Annotated in this window: 16 protein-coding genes; 10 read left to right on the forward strand and 6 right to left on the reverse strand. The window is 68.2% G+C overall.

What is annotated here, in order from left to right; genetic code table 11:
* From NM203_RS26505 to NM203_RS26520, 4 genes are all read right to left on the reverse strand, one after another.
* A complete protein-coding gene (locus NM203_RS26505) occupies positions 1–438 on the reverse strand; it encodes a Fur family transcriptional regulator (protein ID WP_255063573.1) in 438 nt (145 codons plus the stop codon).
* A gap of 370 nt (positions 439–808) precedes the next feature.
* Positions 809–1,900: a DUF4185 domain-containing protein gene (locus tag NM203_RS26510; protein ID WP_408633422.1), complete on the reverse strand. Its 1,092-nt coding sequence runs from the start codon at positions 1,898–1,900 to the stop codon at positions 809–811.
* Between the two features lie 79 nt (positions 1,901–1,979).
* Positions 1,980–3,014, reverse strand: coding sequence for an aspartate-semialdehyde dehydrogenase (locus NM203_RS26515; protein ID WP_255063575.1), 1,035 nt, complete (start codon positions 3,012–3,014; stop codon positions 1,980–1,982).
* Positions 3,015–3,045: 31 nt separating this feature from the next.
* Entirely contained in the window at positions 3,046–4,311 is a 1,266-nt protein-coding gene (locus NM203_RS26520) for an aspartate kinase (protein WP_255063576.1), read from the reverse strand.
* A gap of 74 nt (positions 4,312–4,385) precedes the next feature.
* Between NM203_RS26520 and NM203_RS26525 the strand changes: the two genes are divergently transcribed.
* Positions 4,386–5,036 carry a nitroreductase family protein gene (locus NM203_RS26525; protein ID WP_408633418.1) on the forward strand — a complete coding sequence of 217 codons (651 nt, stop codon included), beginning with the start codon at positions 4,386–4,388 and terminating at the stop codon, positions 5,034–5,036.
* On the opposite strand, the gene NM203_RS26530 is transcribed toward NM203_RS26525, so the two are convergent.
* Positions 5,005–5,472 carry a hypothetical protein gene (locus NM203_RS26530; RefSeq protein WP_255063578.1) on the reverse strand — a complete coding sequence of 156 codons (468 nt, stop codon included), beginning with the start codon at positions 5,470–5,472 and terminating at the stop codon, positions 5,005–5,007. The two genes, NM203_RS26525 and NM203_RS26530, sit on opposite strands and share 32 nt — an antisense overlap.
* 18 nt (positions 5,473–5,490) lie before the next feature.
* Positions 5,491–6,510 (reverse strand): hypothetical protein, encoded by a 1,020-nt coding sequence (locus tag NM203_RS26535; protein WP_255063579.1) that lies wholly within the window; start codon positions 6,508–6,510, stop codon positions 5,491–5,493.
* A 203-nt stretch (positions 6,511–6,713) separates the two neighbouring features.
* Between NM203_RS26535 and NM203_RS26540 the strand changes: the two genes are divergently transcribed.
* The 9 genes from NM203_RS26540 (at position 6,714) to NM203_RS26580 (ending at position 16,683) form a co-directional block, all read left to right on the forward strand.
* The gene (locus NM203_RS26540; protein ID WP_255063580.1) at positions 6,714–7,976 is read left to right on the forward strand and encodes an ammonium transporter; all 1,263 of its coding nucleotides are present in this window, start codon (positions 6,714–6,716) and stop codon (positions 7,974–7,976) included.
* Between the two features lie 109 nt (positions 7,977–8,085).
* Positions 8,086–9,387, forward strand: coding sequence for a type III glutamate--ammonia ligase (gene glnT / locus NM203_RS26545; RefSeq protein WP_255063581.1), 1,302 nt, complete (start codon positions 8,086–8,088; stop codon positions 9,385–9,387).
* A 19-nt stretch (positions 9,388–9,406) separates the two neighbouring features.
* Positions 9,407–10,294, forward strand: a complete 888-nt coding sequence (locus NM203_RS26550; protein WP_255063582.1) for a class II glutamine amidotransferase domain-containing protein — start codon at positions 9,407–9,409, stop codon at positions 10,292–10,294.
* Positions 10,282–10,974: a GltB/FmdC/FwdC-like GXGXG domain-containing protein gene (locus NM203_RS26555; RefSeq protein ID WP_255063583.1), complete on the forward strand. Its 693-nt coding sequence runs from the start codon at positions 10,282–10,284 to the stop codon at positions 10,972–10,974. The genes NM203_RS26550 and NM203_RS26555 overlap by 13 nt, the downstream gene beginning before the upstream one ends.
* Positions 10,974–12,305 (forward strand): FMN-binding glutamate synthase family protein, encoded by a 1,332-nt coding sequence (locus NM203_RS26560; RefSeq protein WP_255063584.1) that lies wholly within the window; start codon positions 10,974–10,976, stop codon positions 12,303–12,305. Before NM203_RS26555 ends, NM203_RS26560 begins: the two co-directional genes overlap by 1 nt.
* Positions 12,302–13,489, forward strand: coding sequence for an NAD(P)/FAD-dependent oxidoreductase (locus NM203_RS26565; RefSeq protein WP_255063585.1), 1,188 nt, complete (start codon positions 12,302–12,304; stop codon positions 13,487–13,489). The genes NM203_RS26560 and NM203_RS26565 overlap by 4 nt, the downstream gene beginning before the upstream one ends.
* Positions 13,490–13,498: 9 nt before the next feature.
* Positions 13,499–14,155: a type II toxin-antitoxin system RelB family anti-toxin gene (locus NM203_RS26570; protein ID WP_255063586.1), complete on the forward strand. Its 657-nt coding sequence runs from the start codon at positions 13,499–13,501 to the stop codon at positions 14,153–14,155.
* 236 nt (positions 14,156–14,391) lie between these two features.
* Positions 14,392–16,212: a 2-isopropylmalate synthase gene (leuA, locus tag NM203_RS26575; protein ID WP_255063587.1), complete on the forward strand. Its 1,821-nt coding sequence runs from the start codon at positions 14,392–14,394 to the stop codon at positions 16,210–16,212.
* Between the two features lie 87 nt (positions 16,213–16,299).
* Complete coding sequence (locus tag NM203_RS26580) at positions 16,300–16,683, forward strand: PLDc N-terminal domain-containing protein (protein ID WP_255063588.1); 384 nt, start codon at positions 16,300–16,302, stop codon at positions 16,681–16,683.
* Positions 16,684–16,802 lie beyond the last annotated feature (119 nt).

The following is a 16,802-nucleotide window of genomic DNA, read 5'->3' on the forward strand; positions in this document are numbered from 1 at the left end:
TTACTGCGTAATACTCTGCGCGATAGCGCAATCGGGGCACAGGCCCCAGTAGATGACCTCGGCTTCGTCGATCGTGAAACCGTGATCATCCGACGCGACCAAGCACGGGGTGTCACCGACGGCGCAATCGACGTCGGCGATGACACCGCAGGCGCGGCACACGACATGGTGGTGGTTGTCTCCGATACGGGACTCGTAGCGAGCCACCGAACCGGAAGGCTGGATGCGTCGCACCAGACCCGAGGCCGTCAACGCGTTGAGCGAGTCGTACACGGCTTGGTGGGACACGTCGGGCAGGTCCGTTCGGACGGCACGGATGATCGAATCCGTGTCGGCGTGCGGATGCGAGTACACCGCCGTCAGCACCGCCACCCGTGGCCGGGTGACGCGCAACGAGGCCTCCTGCAGCAACTGCCGGAAGTCCACGCCCTGACCCACGCACTCGACCCTAGACCTTTTCTTGAACGAGTCAAGAACAATCTGAGACACGTTCGCCGGTGCAGTCTTTGAGCGGTGCGCTTACCGGCCGGACCGCCGGCGCCGGGCGCGATGGCCCCCCAGGCCGAATGCGGGCGCGGCCAATGTGCCGATTGCGCGGCGCCCACCGGGACCTGCGGGTTAGCATGAGCCGGTTCCGGGGGGAGCTTTCAGTTCGGCCTTCCGGTGTGTCGCACCGCAGATCCGTAGTTGCGGTGACGCCTTGACGGCCGGGTTCCGCCCCCTCAAACCCCCAGCCCGGCCGTCAAGTGCACGCGTGAAACAGCGCTTGGCACAATGTTACTCGGCGACGATCCTGCCGCACCGCTGACTACGGCTTGAACGGGTTCACCGCGTACTGGATCACCCGGTAGGGCGCGTTGTCGGCGGCGGGTGCGGTGTTCCACTGGCTGATGAACACGCGCAGCTCGTCGAGCGTGGAGCCGGGCGAGAGGTAACCGCCGTAGGGCTGCGCGAGGCGGTTGTCGGTGGGCGGCGGCAACTGGTCGGCGACGTCGGGCCACGGCGCGGCCACCACCACCGTCGTCACCGGTGCCGACCCCAGCTGGGTCGGGTCGTTGGCGACGCGGACCTCCATGTTGCCCGTCGAGGCGTTGAAGTAGGACAGCACCGTCTTGCCGTCGATCTGCTTCATGTTCATCTCGCCGACCTTGTCGCCCCACAGCGGTGTCGGCGGCTTACCCCACCCGCCCGTCGCCGACCAGGCTTGCCAACTCCCGCGATCGGTGAACTTCGCGGGCGTCGACCGGTAGAGGTCGACGGACCCGGAGCGATCGAAGTTGTTCGCGACGACGTACACCCAGCCGGTCTGCGAGTCCGGCGTCGGGATCGGATCGTAGTAGCCGCTGATCTGCGACTGCCTGCCGTTCGCCCACGTCACATCCCTGGCCGAACCGGGCACGGTCGGCCAATTGCCACGGGAGGGAACCGCCTTCACCAGCCGCGACGACGCGGGTACCAGGTTCGTCGTCGTCGTCACCAGCAGGTAGTTCTCGCGGTTGATCGAGACGACACCCGCCGGGAGTTGCGACGTTCCCGGTGGGGCCGCATCGGCCAGCAGCGGCTTGTCGTTGCCGGTCACGCCGTCGTAGCGCACCCCGGTCGGGTCGCCGACCGAGTCGGTGTCGACGTGCAGGGCGATCGGCGAGTACCACCCGCCGAAGCCGACGCCCTGTCCCGCGAAGCTGTCACCGCAGATCTGGAGGATGCCCGTGGGGAACTCCATGAACTCGCAGAGGTCGGTGGCGCCGATCCCGTAATCCTTTGTCGGCGTTCCTGTTCCAGCGGTGGGACCGATCCGCACGACGGCGCCGAGCGGCAGCGGCGGCAGCACCGGACCCGGGATCGGCGCCGGCGGATCGGCCTGCGCGACGGGCGCCGTCAGCACCGCCACCGCCAGCACCGCCAACCCCCGCCGAACGTTGGTTACCGCCACGCGACACCGCCGATCGGCGTGACGGAAGTCAACACTCGGCGGAGCCTCAGAGCTGAGCGGCCAGCAGCTCGGCGATCTGAATCGTGTTGAGCGCCGCGCCCTTACGCAGGTTGTCACCGGAGACGAACAGCGCGAGCCCGCGGCCGTCGGGCACACCGGGATCCTGGCGGATGCGGCCGACCAGCGAATCGTCGACTCCGGCGGAGGCTAGCGGCGTCGGCACGTCGACGTACGTCACACCCGGCGCGGCGGACAGAATCTCGCGCGCGCGGTCCGGTGAGATCGGCCGCTCGAATTCGGCATTGATCGACAGTGAATGTCCGGTGTACACCGGCACGCGCACGCAGGTCCCGCTCACCAGGAGCTCCGGGATGCCGAGGATCTTGCGGCTCTCGTTGCGCAGTTTCTGGTCCTCGTCGGTCTCGCCGGAGTCGTCGTCGACCAGCGAGCCCGCCAGCGGCACGACGTTGAAAGCGATTGGTGCGACGTACTTCCTGGGCTCCGGGTAGGTCAGCGCCGACCCGTCGGCCACCAGCTCGCGGCTGTCCGCGGCAACCGCCGCCACCTGTTCGAACAGTTCGTCGACACCGGCGAGGCCACTGCCGGACACGGCCTGGTAGGTCGACGCGATCATCCGCTTCAGGCCCGCCTCGTCGTGCAGCACCTTGAGCACCGGCATAGCGGCCATCGTGGTGCAGTTCGGGTTGGCGATGATTCCCTTGGGTCGATTACCCGCGTCGCGGGAGAAGTTGACCTCGGAGACGACCAGCGGAACCTCCGGGTCCTTGCGCCAGGCCGAGGAGTTGTCGATCACGACGGCGCCCGCGGCGGCGAACCGCGGTGCCTGCACCCTCGACATGGTGGCGCCCGCGGAGAACAGCGCGATGTCCAGGCCGGACGGGTCGGCGATCTCCGAGTCCTCGACCTCGATCTCCTGCCCGCGGAACGACAGCTTCTTGCCCGCCGAGCGCGACGACGCGAAGAACCGAACGGAAGTCGTGGGGAAGTCGCGCTCCTCCAACAGTTTCCGCATCACCTGGCCGACCTGTCCGGTCGCGCCCACTACGCCGATGTTGACCATCACATACCCCGTCGCTTCGCTCGCCCCATGACTAGATCCCGCTCCCCGCGTACACGATCGCCTCTTCGTCGCCACCGAGGCCGAACGCCTCGTGCAGCGCGCTGACGGCCTTGTCGAGCTCGGTGTCCTTGACCAGCACCGAGATTCGAATCTCGGAGGTCGAGATCAGATCGATGTTCACGCCCACCGCGGCGAGCGCCTCACAGAACGTGGCCGTGACGCCGGGGTGGCTGCGCATCCCCGCGCCGACGAGCGACACCTTGCCGATGTGATCGTCGTACAGCACCTGACTGAAGCCGATCTCGTCCTTGAGCGCGGTCAGCTTCTCGACGGCGCCGGGTCCGCTCTCCCGCGAGCAGGTGAAGGTGATGTCGGTCTTGCCGTCCTCCACCTTCGAGATGTTCTGCAGCACCATGTCGATGTTCACGTCGGCGTCGGCGACGGCGCGGAACACCTTGGCGGCGTACCCGGGCACGTCGGGCAGACCCGTGACGGTGACCTTCGCCTCGCTGCGGTCATGGGCGACCCCGGTGAGAATGGCGTCTTCCATGGGGATGTCCTCCATCGATCCTTTGACGAGCGTGCCCGGCTTGTCGGAGTACGACGACCGAACGTGTATCGGAACGTCGTAACGGCGGGCGTATTCCACGCAGCGCAGCATGAGCACCTTCGCGCCCGCCGCCGCCATCTCCAGCATCTCCTCGAAGGACACGGTGTCGAGGTGCTTGGCGTTCGGCACGATCCGCGGGTCGGCGGTGAAGATGCCGTCGACGTCGGTGTAGATCTCGCAGACGTCGGCGTGCAGCGCCGCCGCCAGCGCCACGGCCGTGGTGTCGGAGCCGCCGCGGCCAAGCGTGGTGACGTCCTTACTGTCCTGGCTGACGCCCTGGAACCCCGCGACCAGCACGATGAGCCCCTCGTCGAGCGCCTCCCGCAACCGGCCGGGCGTGACGTCGATGATCTTGGCGTTGCCGTGTGTGCTCGTCGTGATCACGCCGGCCTGCGACCCCGTGAATGAGCGCGCCTCGGCGCCCAGCGAGTGAATGGCCATGGCGACCAGGGCGTTGGAGATGCGCTCACCCGAGGTCAGCAACATGTCCATCTCGCGGGCCGGCGGCGCCGGGCTGACCTGGCGGGCGAGGTCCAGCAGGTCGTCGGTGGTGTCACCCATCGCCGACACCACTACGACGACGTCGTTGCCCTGCTTCTTGGTCTCGACGATGCGCTCGGCGACGCGCCGGATCCGGTCGGCGTCCGCCACCGATGATCCGCCGTATTTCTGCACGACGAGCGCCACTGTTCGACCTTTCGAGCCACGGGAAGTCCCGTCAAGGATAAGGGGTCGACGCACCCGCTTTTTCCCTCACGGGGATGAGTGGGCTCGCTGGCGCCCGTAGCGTGGAACCCGTGCAGCGCGACAGGCCGGCAGATACCTCCGTGCCCATCCATCCGCACCTCGCGGCCCGGTGGAGTCCGCGGGTCTTCGACGCCGACGCCGAGGTGACCGGCGAACAGATCGCCGCGCTCCTCGAGGCGGCCCGCTGGTCGGCGACGTGGGGCGACCGGCAGCCGGTCCGATTCGTCGTCGGCATCCGCGGCGACGCCACCTTCGCCGCGATCGCCGCGACGTTGAAGCGCGGCAACTCGTACGCCACCGCGGCCGGGGCGCTGCTGCTGGTCTGTGCCGACGAGGGGACCGACGAGAAGACCTCGCTGTACTCGGGGGTGGACGCGGGGGCGGCGATCGCCAACGCCACGGTCGAGGCCGTGTCGCGCGGCCTCGTCGCCCACCCGATGGCGGGGTTCAACGCCGACGCCGCTAGAGAGGCATTCGGCATCCCCGACGGCGTCCGGCCGCTCGCGGTGCTGGCGGTCGGCGTGCTCGGTGACTACGCGGCGGCCGCACCCGAACTGGTCGACCGCGACTCCCGACCACGCACTCGGTTACCGATCGCAGAGATCGCGTTCAGCGACGCCTGGGGGTTGCCGTTCAGTCCCCGCACTGGTCGGCCAGCTGGCTGATCCGCGCCTCGAACTCGTCGTTGAAGGTGGCCACGGCCATCGCGGCCGGCGGCATCGGCGCACCCGGCGCGGTGGAGTCGCTCTGCGCGGTGAAGTCGAGCTTGGCCCGAACCAGCCGGTTGGCCGTGTCGGCGGCCGCCTGCGCCTGCGGGGCGAGGTCGGGGTCGGTCACCTTGGACGCCCGGTCGGTGAGCCCGTCGACCCACGACCGGTAGTCGATCTCGCTGGGCTCGGTGGCCTCCTCGTAGGACCCCTCCTCGGGGACGCGGGTCTTGGCGTTCATCGCATCGATCTGAGACTTGTTGTACGACAGCATTTCCCGTACCGGTGCGCAGGCCTCCGCAGAGGGCCCCCGGAAGAACAGCCACCAGATCCCGCCACCCACCAGAACACCCACCAGCACCACCACCGTCACCAGCGGCCTACGACGATTCACCCTTCGATGCTGACACAGCTAGCCGAACGTCTTGGCCGCGGCCACCGCGACGTCGGTCGCCGCGTCGCAGTGCGGCGCGTCGACGCTGACGGTCGCCGCGGGCGAGGTGGCCCACTCCCCCATGTCGATCGACGCACCACCGCTCGTCTTGCGAACGAGTTCAGCGCCGACGAACGCGATCGCCGCGCAGAACTCGTTGCCGACGTACACCTCGACGCCGTCGCGCTTCTCCATGAGGAAGTCGGCCTCGGAGTCCTTCGGACTGCGTGGTTTCATCTCGAGTCGTACGTCGACATCGGATTCGTCGCGCCGCAGCGTGAACGCACACAGATACGGCAGGTCCGCCGCGGAGTCCCACGCCGAGACGCCGTCCAGTCGGTCGAGCACTGCGCACGGATCGAACTCCGCGGCTCGCACCTGATAGACCGCAAGCGCGTCACGCAACGGCAATCGCATCGGATCCAGCGCCACCACAACGGCTTTGGTGAACTCCTCGATGAACTCGCAGCCCTGCCCCGAGATCAGCTCCGCGAGTTGCAGGTGGGGCTGCTCCGCGGTGGTCAGCGCCGGGGCGCCCGGCAGTTCGTCCAGTGGCAGCGGCACCTGCAGTCCGCAGCCGGCGTCGTAAAAGGGGTATACGGGCCGGTCTCCGACGGTGAACACCGGCGTATCGGCATCGGTATCCGCCATCGCCACCACGACGCTGACGATCTTAGGTTCCGCGCTGCCCGCCACCTTGACCTCGAGCTCGCAGGAGTTGAACTCGAACATCGTTCCCGCCGAGAGCACTTCGCCGATTGTGGCCAGCGCCTGGCGAGTGGTGAAGCCGCACGGATCGATGCGCCTGATCGCCCGCAGATAGGCCTGCGTCGCCGACTCGTCGTCGGTCACGGACTGTCCGTAACTCGGCACCGCACCGGCGAAGAAGACGGCCGGGTCGACGTCGCGCGGGCCGGCGACCGGCGCACCGTCCGTCGTCCATGCACAGCCGGTGACCACCAGGAGCAGCCCCAGCAGCACGCCCAGCAGCCGCTTCATCCGGTCAGTCTGGCACGCGACACCTCAGGCCGTGGCCGACCGGAACTCCGGCGAGCGCGACTCCCGCCCACCTGCCGGTTAGCTGTCCGCCCGCTCTCGTTACGCAGCCGAAACACAACGAGACCCTTCCCGAAACACAACCGGCGGTTACTGCCTGTGAACGGTCCGACGAGCGACCGCATCACTTTCAGGAGTAATCAGGGATGGACGTAGTCGATACCGGCACCACGGCATTCATGCTGTGTTGCATCATCGGGCTCACGCTCATGATCCCCGGCCTCGCGCTGTTCTACGGCGGCATGGTCTCGGTGAAGAGCTCGACGAACATGATGATGATGACCTTCGGCGCGGTGGCGATCGTCGGCGTGCTCTGGGTGCTGTTCGGATTCTCGATGGTCTTCGGAACCTCGTACGGCGGCTTCCTCGGAAGCATCACCGAATTCGCGGGCATGAAGGACCTCCTCGAATCGCAGACCACGATCTCCGGCCTGCCGGTGAGCTTGTTCGCCCTGTTCCAGGCACTGTTCGCCGCGATCACCGTGGCGCTGATCTCGGGCGCGGTCGCCGACCGGATGAAGTTCGGCGCGTGGATGCTGTTCGCGACCCTCTGGGCCGTCCTGGTGTACTTCCCCGTCGCGCACTGGGTGTTCGCGTTCGACGGCGTGGTGACCGAGAACGCGGTCGGCGGCTGGATCGCCAACCAACTCGGAGCGATCGACTTCGCAGGCGGCACCGCAGTGCACATCAACGCGGGCGCCGCGGCGCTCGCCGTGGCGATCGTGCTCGGGAAGTCCGCGATGTTCGGGCAGCTGCGCAAGCCGCACAACGTGCCGCTGACGCTGCTCGGCGCGGGCCTGCTGTGGGCCGGCTGGTACGCCTTCAACGGCGGCTCGGCGCTGGCGGCGGGTAACTCGGCTGCCATCGTCATGGTCACCACGTTCGTCGCCACCTGCGCGGCGACGCTGGCCTGGCTTGCGGTCGAGAAGATCAAGGACGGCCACGTCACCGGCGTGGGAGCGGCTTCGGGTGCGATCACCGGTCTGGTCGCCATCACCCCCGCCTGCGGTGCGGTCACGCCCGTCGGCGCCATCGCCGTCGGTGCGATCGCGGGCGCGATCTGCGTGTACGCGGTCGGCCTGAAGTCCAAGTTCGGGTACGACGACTCGCTCGACGTGGTCGGCGTGCACCTCGTCGGCGGCGTCGTCGGCACCCTGCTGATCGGCTTCTTCGCCAGCGAGGGCATGCCCAACGGGGTCAACGGCGTGTTCTACGGCGGCGACTTCAGCCAACTCTGGAAGCAGGCGGTGGCCGCGTTCTCCGTGCTGGCGTACTCCTTCATCGTCGCCTACGTCATCGCCTTCGCGTTGAAGAAGACGATGGGCATCAGGATCTCTCCGGAGGACGAGGAGAAGGGCATCGACGCGGTGTCCCATCGCGAATCGTCCTACGAGCTGGCGAGCACCTAGATCGACGAGCCCCGTTCGGTGCGCACCAGCGCGCCGGGCGGGGCTTTTCGCCGTGCACCGTGTTTCTTCTCCTGATACTTTGATTCCTAACAAGAGACAAGGACTCCGCATGACCGACCTTCAGACCCTCGCCGAGGACGCGGGCACGAAGTTCCTGCTCGCCCTCTTCGTCGATCTCCGAGGCAAGCCGTGCGCGAAGCTGGTGCCCGTCGAAGCCGTCGACCAACTCGCCACGGAGGGAGTCGGTTTCGCCGGCTACGCCGTCGGCGCGATGGGCCAGGAGCCCAAGGACCCCGACCTGATGGCGATGCCCGACCCGGCGTCGTTCACGCCGATTCCCTTCGTCAAGGAGGGCCTGGCGATCGTGCACTGCGATCCGCACGTCAACGGCGAACCCTGGCCGTACGCCCCGCGGGTCATCCTCAAGAACCTGATCACGCAGGCCGCCGACGCCGGGTACGAGCCGTGGGTCGGAGCCGAGGTGGAGTACTTCCTGCTGAAGCGCACCGCCGACGGCGGCCTGGTCACCGCCGACGCCGACGACACCGCCGATCAACCGTGTTACGACGCCCGCGGCGTGACCAGGATGTACGAGCACCTGACGACGATCTCGACGGCGATGAACGCGCTCGGCTGGTCCAACTACGCCAACGACCACGAGGACGGCAACGGCCAGTTCGAGCAGAACTTCCAGTTCGCCGAGGCGCTCACCACCGCCGACCGCGTCGTCACGCTGCGCTACCTGCTGTCGGTGCTGGCCGCCGAACGCGGGATGATCGCGACGTTCATGCCGAAGCCGTTCAGCGACCGCACGGGAAGCGGCCTGCACCTTCACATTTCGCTCACCAGCGCGGGCACACCGGTGTTCCCCGACGCGGCCGACGACCGCGGCCTCGGGCTGTCGGCGACGGCGTACTCGTTCATCGGCGGCATCCTCGACCACGCGTGCGCGCTGCAGGCGCTCGTCGGGCCGACCGTCAACTCCTACAAGCGGACCGGCGCCGTCTCCACCGCGTCTGGCGCATCCTGGGCCCCTCGCACGCCCACCTACGGAGGCAACGATCGCACCCACTACATCCGCGTTCCCGACGATCAGCGCATCGAGATGCGCGGCGCCGACGGCTCGGCCAACCCGTACCTCGCGATTGCCGCCGCTCTCGGCGCGGGAATCGACGGCGTCAAGCGCAGCCTCGATCCGGGCGCCGTCGGTGGCGGGTCCATCCGCACCCTGCCGCCCACTCTCCTGCACGCCGTCGACGAACTGGAGGGCGATCCGGTGATCGCCGGTGTCCTCGACGCCGCGGGCGACGGCGTCTCGGGATACTTCGCGAAGCTCAAGCGCGACGAGTTCTTCGCCTACCACAGCACCGTCGGAGCGTGGGAAGTCGATCAGTACCTCACCGCTTTCTAGTGAGAGAGAGGAGCAACACATGTGCGGGATCATCGGGTTGCATCTGCGCAACCCGGACCTTCACCCCCACCTCGGCGGCCTGCTCACCGGGATGCTGTGCGAGATGGCCAACCGGGGCAGTGACTCGGCGGGTGTCGCCGTGTACGGAGACCCGACGTGGTCGCCGGCCGACACGGCGTGCGTGTCGGTGCTCGAGTCCACCCCCGACCTGGAAGCGGCCGTCACCGCCGAACTCGGTTGCGCCGTGTCGGTTTCCGATCTCGGCGATACCAGACTGGTCACCGCCGACGCCACCGCCGAGGCGCTGCGCGACGCGGTGGCCGCCGCCGACCCGACCGCGTTGATCGCCGGCTTCGGGTACGACGTCGCGGTGCTCAAGGGGGTCGGGCATCCACGGGCGCTCGCCGACTCCTGGGGACTGGCGAACGCGCAGGGCTGGCAGGGCGTCGGACACACCAGGATGGCGACCGAGTCCGCCGTCAACGCCGCCGGTGCCCACCCGTACGCGGTCGGCCAGGACCAGTGCCTGGTGCACAACGGCTCGTTCGCCAACCACGCCACCATCCGCCGCGAACTGCGCGCCGCCGGAGTGCATTTCGACAGCGAGAACGACACCGAGGTCGGCGCCCGCTTCGTCGCCGACCAACTCGCCGGCGGTCGCGACGTCGAGACCGCGCTGAAGGAACTGTGCGCCACCTTCGACGGCTTCTACACGCTGCTGGTGTCCAACCGGGACTCGTTCGCCGTCGTCCGAGACGCCATCGCCTGCAAGCCCGCCGTCATCGCCGAGACCGCCGACTGGGTCGCGATGGCCAGCGAGTACCGTGCGCTCTCCGGTCTGCCGGGGGTCGAGCGCGCACGGATCTGGGAACCGGAACCGGAGGTGGTGTACGCATGGAGCCGTTGACCGCAACGCGTTTCGACTTGAAGACCACGCCGCTGCGCGACGTCAACTCGGCACTGCACGCCGCCGATGTGACGGGTGAGTTCATCATCGACAACCCCGCGGGTGCCCACAACGTCGCCGTCGGCCTCAACGCCCCCGTCAAGGTGACCGTGGCGGGCCACGTCGGCTACTACGCCGCGGGCATGAACCAGTTGGCCGAGATCACCATCGACGGCAACGCGGGCACCGGTGTCGCCGAGAACATGATGAGCGGCACGGTGTGGGTCAGGGGCAACGCCTCGCAGTCCGCGGGTGCGACGGCCCACGGCGGGCTTCTGGTCGTGGAGGGTGACGCCGCAGCGCGGTGCGGCATCTCGATGAAGGGCGTCGACATCGTCATCGGCGGCGACATCGGCCACATGAGCGCCTTCATGGCACAGGCGGGCACCTTGGTGGTGCGCGGCAATGCCGGTGAAGCGCTGGGTGATTCGATCTACGAGGCGAGGCTGTACGTCCGCGGCGCCGTCGCATCGCTGGGCGCCGACTGCGTCGCGAAGGAGATGCGCGCCGAGCACCACGAGGAACTGGGCCGGCTGCTCAAGGCCGCGGGCTTCGGCGACGACGACACGTCGGCCTACACGCGCTACGGCTCGGCCCGAAACCTTTACCACTTCCACGTCGACCATGCGAGTGCGTACTGATGAGCTACACCGCCGAAGAGCGGGCCGGACTGGGCCTGCGCGAATCCGCCACCTTCGACCGTACGACGATCGCCGCCATCCAGCGGGCCGCCGAGACTGGGGTATACGACATCCGCGGCTGGGGTGCCAAGCGCCCGCTGCCGCACTTCGACGACCTGCTGTTCCTGGGCGCGTCGATGTCGCGCTACCCGCTGGAGGGCTATCGGGAGCGCTGCGACACCGACGTCGTGCTGGGCACCCGACACGCGAAACACCCTCTGCACCTGTCGATTCCGGTGACCATCGCCGGGATGAGCTTCGGCGCGCTCTCCGGCCCGGCCAAGGAGGCCCTCGGCCGCGGCGCGAGTGAGGTCGGCACGTCGACCACCACCGGCGACGGCGGGATGACGCCCGAGGAGCGCGGGCAGAGCAAGTACCTGGTGTACCAGTACCTCCCGTCGCGCTACGGCATGAACCCCGACGACCTGCGCCGCGCCGACGCCATCGAGGTGGTACTCGGGCAGGGCGCCAAGCCCGGCGGCGGCGGAATGCTGTTGGGCCAGAAGATCTCCGATCGCGTCGCCGGGATGCGCACCCTGCCCGCGGGCATCGATCAGCGCTCGGCGTGCCGTCACCCCGACTGGACCGGGCCCGACGATCTGACCATCAAGATCAACGAGCTGCGGGAGATCACCGACTGGGAGAAGCCGATCTACGTGAAGGTCGGTGCCACCCGCACGTACTACGACGTGAAGCTGGCCGTGCACGCCGGCGCGGACGTCGTCGTGGTCGACGGCATGCAGGGCGGCACCGCCGCCACCCAGGAGGTGTTCATCGAGCACGTCGGAGTGCCGACGCTGGCGGCGCTGCCGCAGGCCGTCCGCGCGCTGCAGGAACTCGGGGTGCACCGGAAGGGCGTGCAGCTCATCGTCTCCGGCGGTATCCGCAACGGCGCCGACGTCGCCAAGGCACTGGCCCTCGGCGCCGATGCCGTCGCGATCGGCACCGCCGCGCTGATCGCGCTCGGCGACAACCACCCGCGCTACGCGCGGGAGTACGAGAAGCTCGGCAGCGCAGCCGGTTTCTACGACGACTACCAGGACGGCCGCGACCCGGCGGGCATCACCACCCAGGATCCCGAGTTGGCCGCGCGCTTCGACCCGGTCGAGGGCGGTCGCAGGCTGGCCAACTACCTCCGCGTGCTGACCATGGAGGCGCAGACCATCGCGCGGGCGTGTGGCAAGTCCCACGTGCAGCACCTGGAACCCGACGATCTCGTCGCCGTCAGCATCGAGGCGGCCGCCATGGCCAGGGTGCCTCTCGCGGGCACCGACTGGATCCCCGGCACGTGACCGAGACCGCGGACGTCGTCATCGTCGGTGGCGGACTGGAAGGCACCGCGGCGGCGTGGGCACTGGCCGAGCGCGGCGTGACGAACGTCGTTGTCGCAGAGAGGAACACCGTCGGATCCGGTATGACCGGGAAGTCCTCGGGTATCGTCCGCTGCCACTACGGCGTCAGCTCGCTGGCCGCGATGGCGACCGTCGGCCTCGACGTCTTCGAGCGTGCCGAGGAGTTGTTCGGCACCGACATCGGCTTCCGGCAACCCGGTTACGTCGTGGGGGTCGGCGAGGCCAACGTCGACGCACTGCGCAAGAGCCTGGCGGCGCAGCGGTCCGTCGGCGTCGACACCGAGGAGATCGACGCCGCCGAGGTCGCGGACATGTGGCCGACCGCAGACCTGACGCCGTTCGCCGCGTTCGCGTGGGAGCGCCGCGGTGGCTACGGCGACGCCTATCAGACTGCGCAGGCGTTCTCGGCGACCGCTCGGCGGGCCGGCGTACGCGTGCGGCAGAACTGCGCGGTGGCGGAGGTTCTCGTCGACTGTGGCCGGGCGCGCGGCGTGCGGCTACTCGACGGCGGTGAGATCGCCGCGGAGACCGTCGTCGTCGCCACCGGCGTGTGGATGCAGCCGCTGCTGGCGACGGTCGGCGTCGACGTCCCCATCCGGGTGCACCGCGAGCAGATCGTGCTGATCGCGCCGGGCGTGGATATCGCCGGGGCGCCGGTGTTCTCGGATCTGGTGTCGCTGCAGTACATCCGGCCGGAGCCGAACGGCGAACTGCTGTTCGGCAACTCGGATCTGGGCGAGCTCGAGATCGCCGACCCCGACGGGTACTCGAACCGCGCCACCGAGGCGTTCGTCGACCTCACCGTCGACAAGATCGGCACCCGGTTCCCCGGTCTCACCGACGCGGCGATCACCAGCAGCTACGCGGGCTGCTACGACGTCACGCCGGACTGGAATCCGGTCATCTCGGCCACGGGCGTCGACGGGCTGCTGGTCGCCGCGGGGTTCAGCGGCCACGGCTTCAAGATCTCCCCGGCAGTGGGTCGGCTCGTCGCCGACCTGGTGATCGACGGCTACAGCCGCGACTCCCGCGTCCCGGCGAGCGACTTCCGGCTGTCGCGGTTCGCCGAGGGCGACCCGCTCAAGACGCCGTACCCCTACGTCGGCGCCGGCGAGATGCGCTAGACAGGACCCGTGACCTCAGAAGATCAGGTCCCGCTACTTCGCAACAGCTCCGGCAGCGCCCGCGACCGCGACCCCGAGGTCTCCGTCGACGAGCTCGAACTCGAGGCGGCGATCGGGAAGAACGTCCGGCAACTACGTCAGCAGCACGGCCTGACGGTGGCCGAGACGGCCGCGCGCGTCGGCATCTCGAAGGCGATGCTGAGCAAGATCGAGAACGCGCAGACGTCGTGCAGCCTGTCGACGCTGGCGCTGCTGGCGAAGGGTTTCGACGTGCCGGTGACCAGCCTGTTCCGCGGCGCCGACGTGGAACGGCCGGCTGCGTTCGTCAAGGCGGGCACCGGCGCCGAGATCAAGCGCGAGGGCACCCGCGAGGGCCACGAGTACCAGTTGCTCGGCTCGCTGCGCGGCGAGCACAAGCGGCTCGAGTGCCTGCTCGTCACGCTGTCGGCGAAGAGCCAGGTCTACCCACTGTTCCAGCACCCCGGCACCGAGTTCATCTACCTGCTCGAGGGCGTCATGGACTACGGCCACAGCAGGTCGGTGTACCGGATGCAGCCCGGCGACTCGCTGCAGATCGACGGGGAGGGCGCGCACGGACCCGTCGACCTCGTCGAGGTGCCGATCCGTTTCCTGTCGGTTATCGCCTTCCCCGATTCCCAGGTCTAACCCGCGCGAACGTTGGTTACCGCCACGGTCCGGTCGCCGGGAGCGTGGCGGTAACCAACGTTCGCGCAAAGGTCGGGCGGGGTTTGGAGCCGCGGGATCACCGGAGTAGGGTGTCCCACGTGCAGCGGGTGCTCCTCCTCGGACGCCGCGACGGAGTCTGATCCAGACTGGCTCTCCGTCGCGGGTAGTCGCGATGCGCTGGTCTGAATTCACACAGACGAACCGGAGCCACCTCAATGACCACGTATTCGAAGCCCTCGGCTGACTCGCCCGACGCCTTCAATTCCGCACGCACCATCTCCACCCCTGCCGGCCCGGCCAATCCCGGCCAGCCCGCGTGGAACACCCAGAAGACCACCCAGATGCCGGTGGGCCGCTATCGCACCTTCGCCGAAGAGGTGGAGAACGTCGCGCTGCCCGACCGCACCTGGCCCGACAAGGTCTCGACCGTTGCGCCGATGTGGTGTGCAGTCGATCTGCGCGACGGTAATCAGGCGCTCATCGATCCGATGAGCCCGCAGCGTAAGCGCCGCATGTTCGACCTGCTGGTCCGCATGGGCTACAAGGAGATCGAGGTCGGCTTCCCGTCGGCGAGCCAGACCGACTTCGACTTCGTCCGCGAGATCATCGAGCAGGGTGCGGTACCCGACGACGTCACCATCCAGGTGCTGACGCAGTGCCGTCCGGAACTGATCACCAGGACGTTCGAAGCCTGCGCGGGCGCGCCGCGGGCCATCGTGCACTTCTACAACTCGACGTCGATCCTGCAACGCCGCGTGGTGTTCCGCGCCGATCGCGAGGCGGTCAAGAAGATCGCGACCGACGGCGCCAGGATGTGCGTCGACGAGGCGAAGAAGTACCCGGACACCAAGTGGCGCTTCGAGTACAGCCCGGAGTCCTACACCGGTACCGAGCTGGAGTACGCGGTCGACGTCTGCAACGCCGTCGCCGAGATCGTCCAGCCGACGCCCGAGGTGCCGCTGATCGTCAACCTGCCCGCCACCGTCGAGATGGCGACGCCCAACGTGTACGCCGACTCGATCGAGTGGATGAACCGCCACCTGGCACCGCGGGACTCGATCATCCTGAGCCTTCACCCGCACAACGATCGCGGAACCGCCGTCGCCGCAGCCGAATTGGGCTACCAGGCCGGTGCGGACCGCATCGAGGGCTGCCTGTTCGGCAACGGCGAGCGCACCGGCAACGTGTGCCTGGTGACGCTGGGCCTGAACCTGTTCAGCCGCGGCGTGGATCCTCAGGTCGACTTCTCGAACATCGACGAGATCCGCCGCACCGTGGAGTACTGCAACCAGCTGCCGGTGCACGAGCGGCATCCGTACGGCGGCGACCTGGTGTACACCGCCTTCTCGGGTAGTCACCAGGACGCGATCAACAAGGGCCTGGACGCGATGAAAGTCGCTGCCGACGAAGCGGATTCGGACGTCGACGACATGCTCTGGCAGGTCCCCTACCTGCCGATCGATCCGAAGGACGTCGGCCGCACGTACGAGGCCGTCATCCGGGTGAACTCGCAGTCCGGCAAGGGCGGCGTCGCCTACATCATGAAGGCCGACCACGGACTGGCGCTGCCGCGACGGCTGCAGATCGAGTTCAGCCAGGCGATTCAGAAGCTCACCGACGGCGAGGGCGGCGAGGTGTCGCCCAAGGAGATGTGGGACGTCTTCGCCGAGGAGTACCTGTCCCCCGTTCGTCCGCTGGAGCGCATGCGGCAGAAGGTCGACGCGGCCGAGGTCGACGGCGGCACCGACACCATCACCGCAGTGGTGAAGGTCGACGGCGAGGAACGCGAGATCGTCGGCGCGGGCAACGGTCCGCTGGCGGCGTTCGTCGACGCGTTGGGCGCCATCGGCTTCGACGTCTCGGTGCTGGACTACTCCGAGCACGCGCTCTCGGCGGGCGAGGAGGCGCAGGCGGCCGCGTACGTCGAGGCGTCGATCGGCGGCCGCACCGTGTGGGGCGTCGGCATCGCCACGTCGATCACGACCGCGTCGCTACGAGCGGTGGTATCGGCGGTCAACCGGGCGGCCCGCGGCTAAACTGACGGCTACGTCAAATCGACGTAGTGAGCAGTGCTTGCAGAAGCTTCGCGCAAGCGCTCATCAGTGGTTGAGGAGTAGCCGCTCGTGTGGAGTTCGTTCTGGAGTTTCCTGTGGTCGACGATCGTCATCTTCGCGTTCATCGCGTACCTGATGATCCTGTTCAACATCCTCACCGACCTGTTCTGGCGTGATCACCAGACCAAGGGTGTGGTGAAGGCGGTGTGGGTGGTGTTCCTGATCGTCTTCCCGTACCTCACGGCGCTGGTCTACCTGATCGCACGCGGTGACGGCATGGCCTTGCGGGGTCGCGAGGCGGCGGCAGCGGCCAAACAGCAGACCGACGACTACATCAAGCAGGCCGCAGGACGCTCGCCCGCGCAGGAGATCGCCCACGCGAAGGAACTTCTCGATGCGGGCACCATCACCCAGAGCGACTTCGATTCGTTGAAGACCAAGGCGCTCACCTAGGTGTACTGACCACGGACGTTGGTGACGGCGTGGTGAGGTGACAAGACGAAGACCTCCGGGTGAAGTGCGAGCTGTCTAGGAACGCACCAACTCACCTCGGAGGTCTTCGTGGTTCACCG

Source organism: Mycolicibacterium arenosum (genome assembly GCF_024320865.1).
Taxonomy (GTDB): Bacteria; Actinomycetota; Actinomycetes; order Mycobacteriales; family Mycobacteriaceae; genus Mycobacterium; species Mycobacterium arenosum.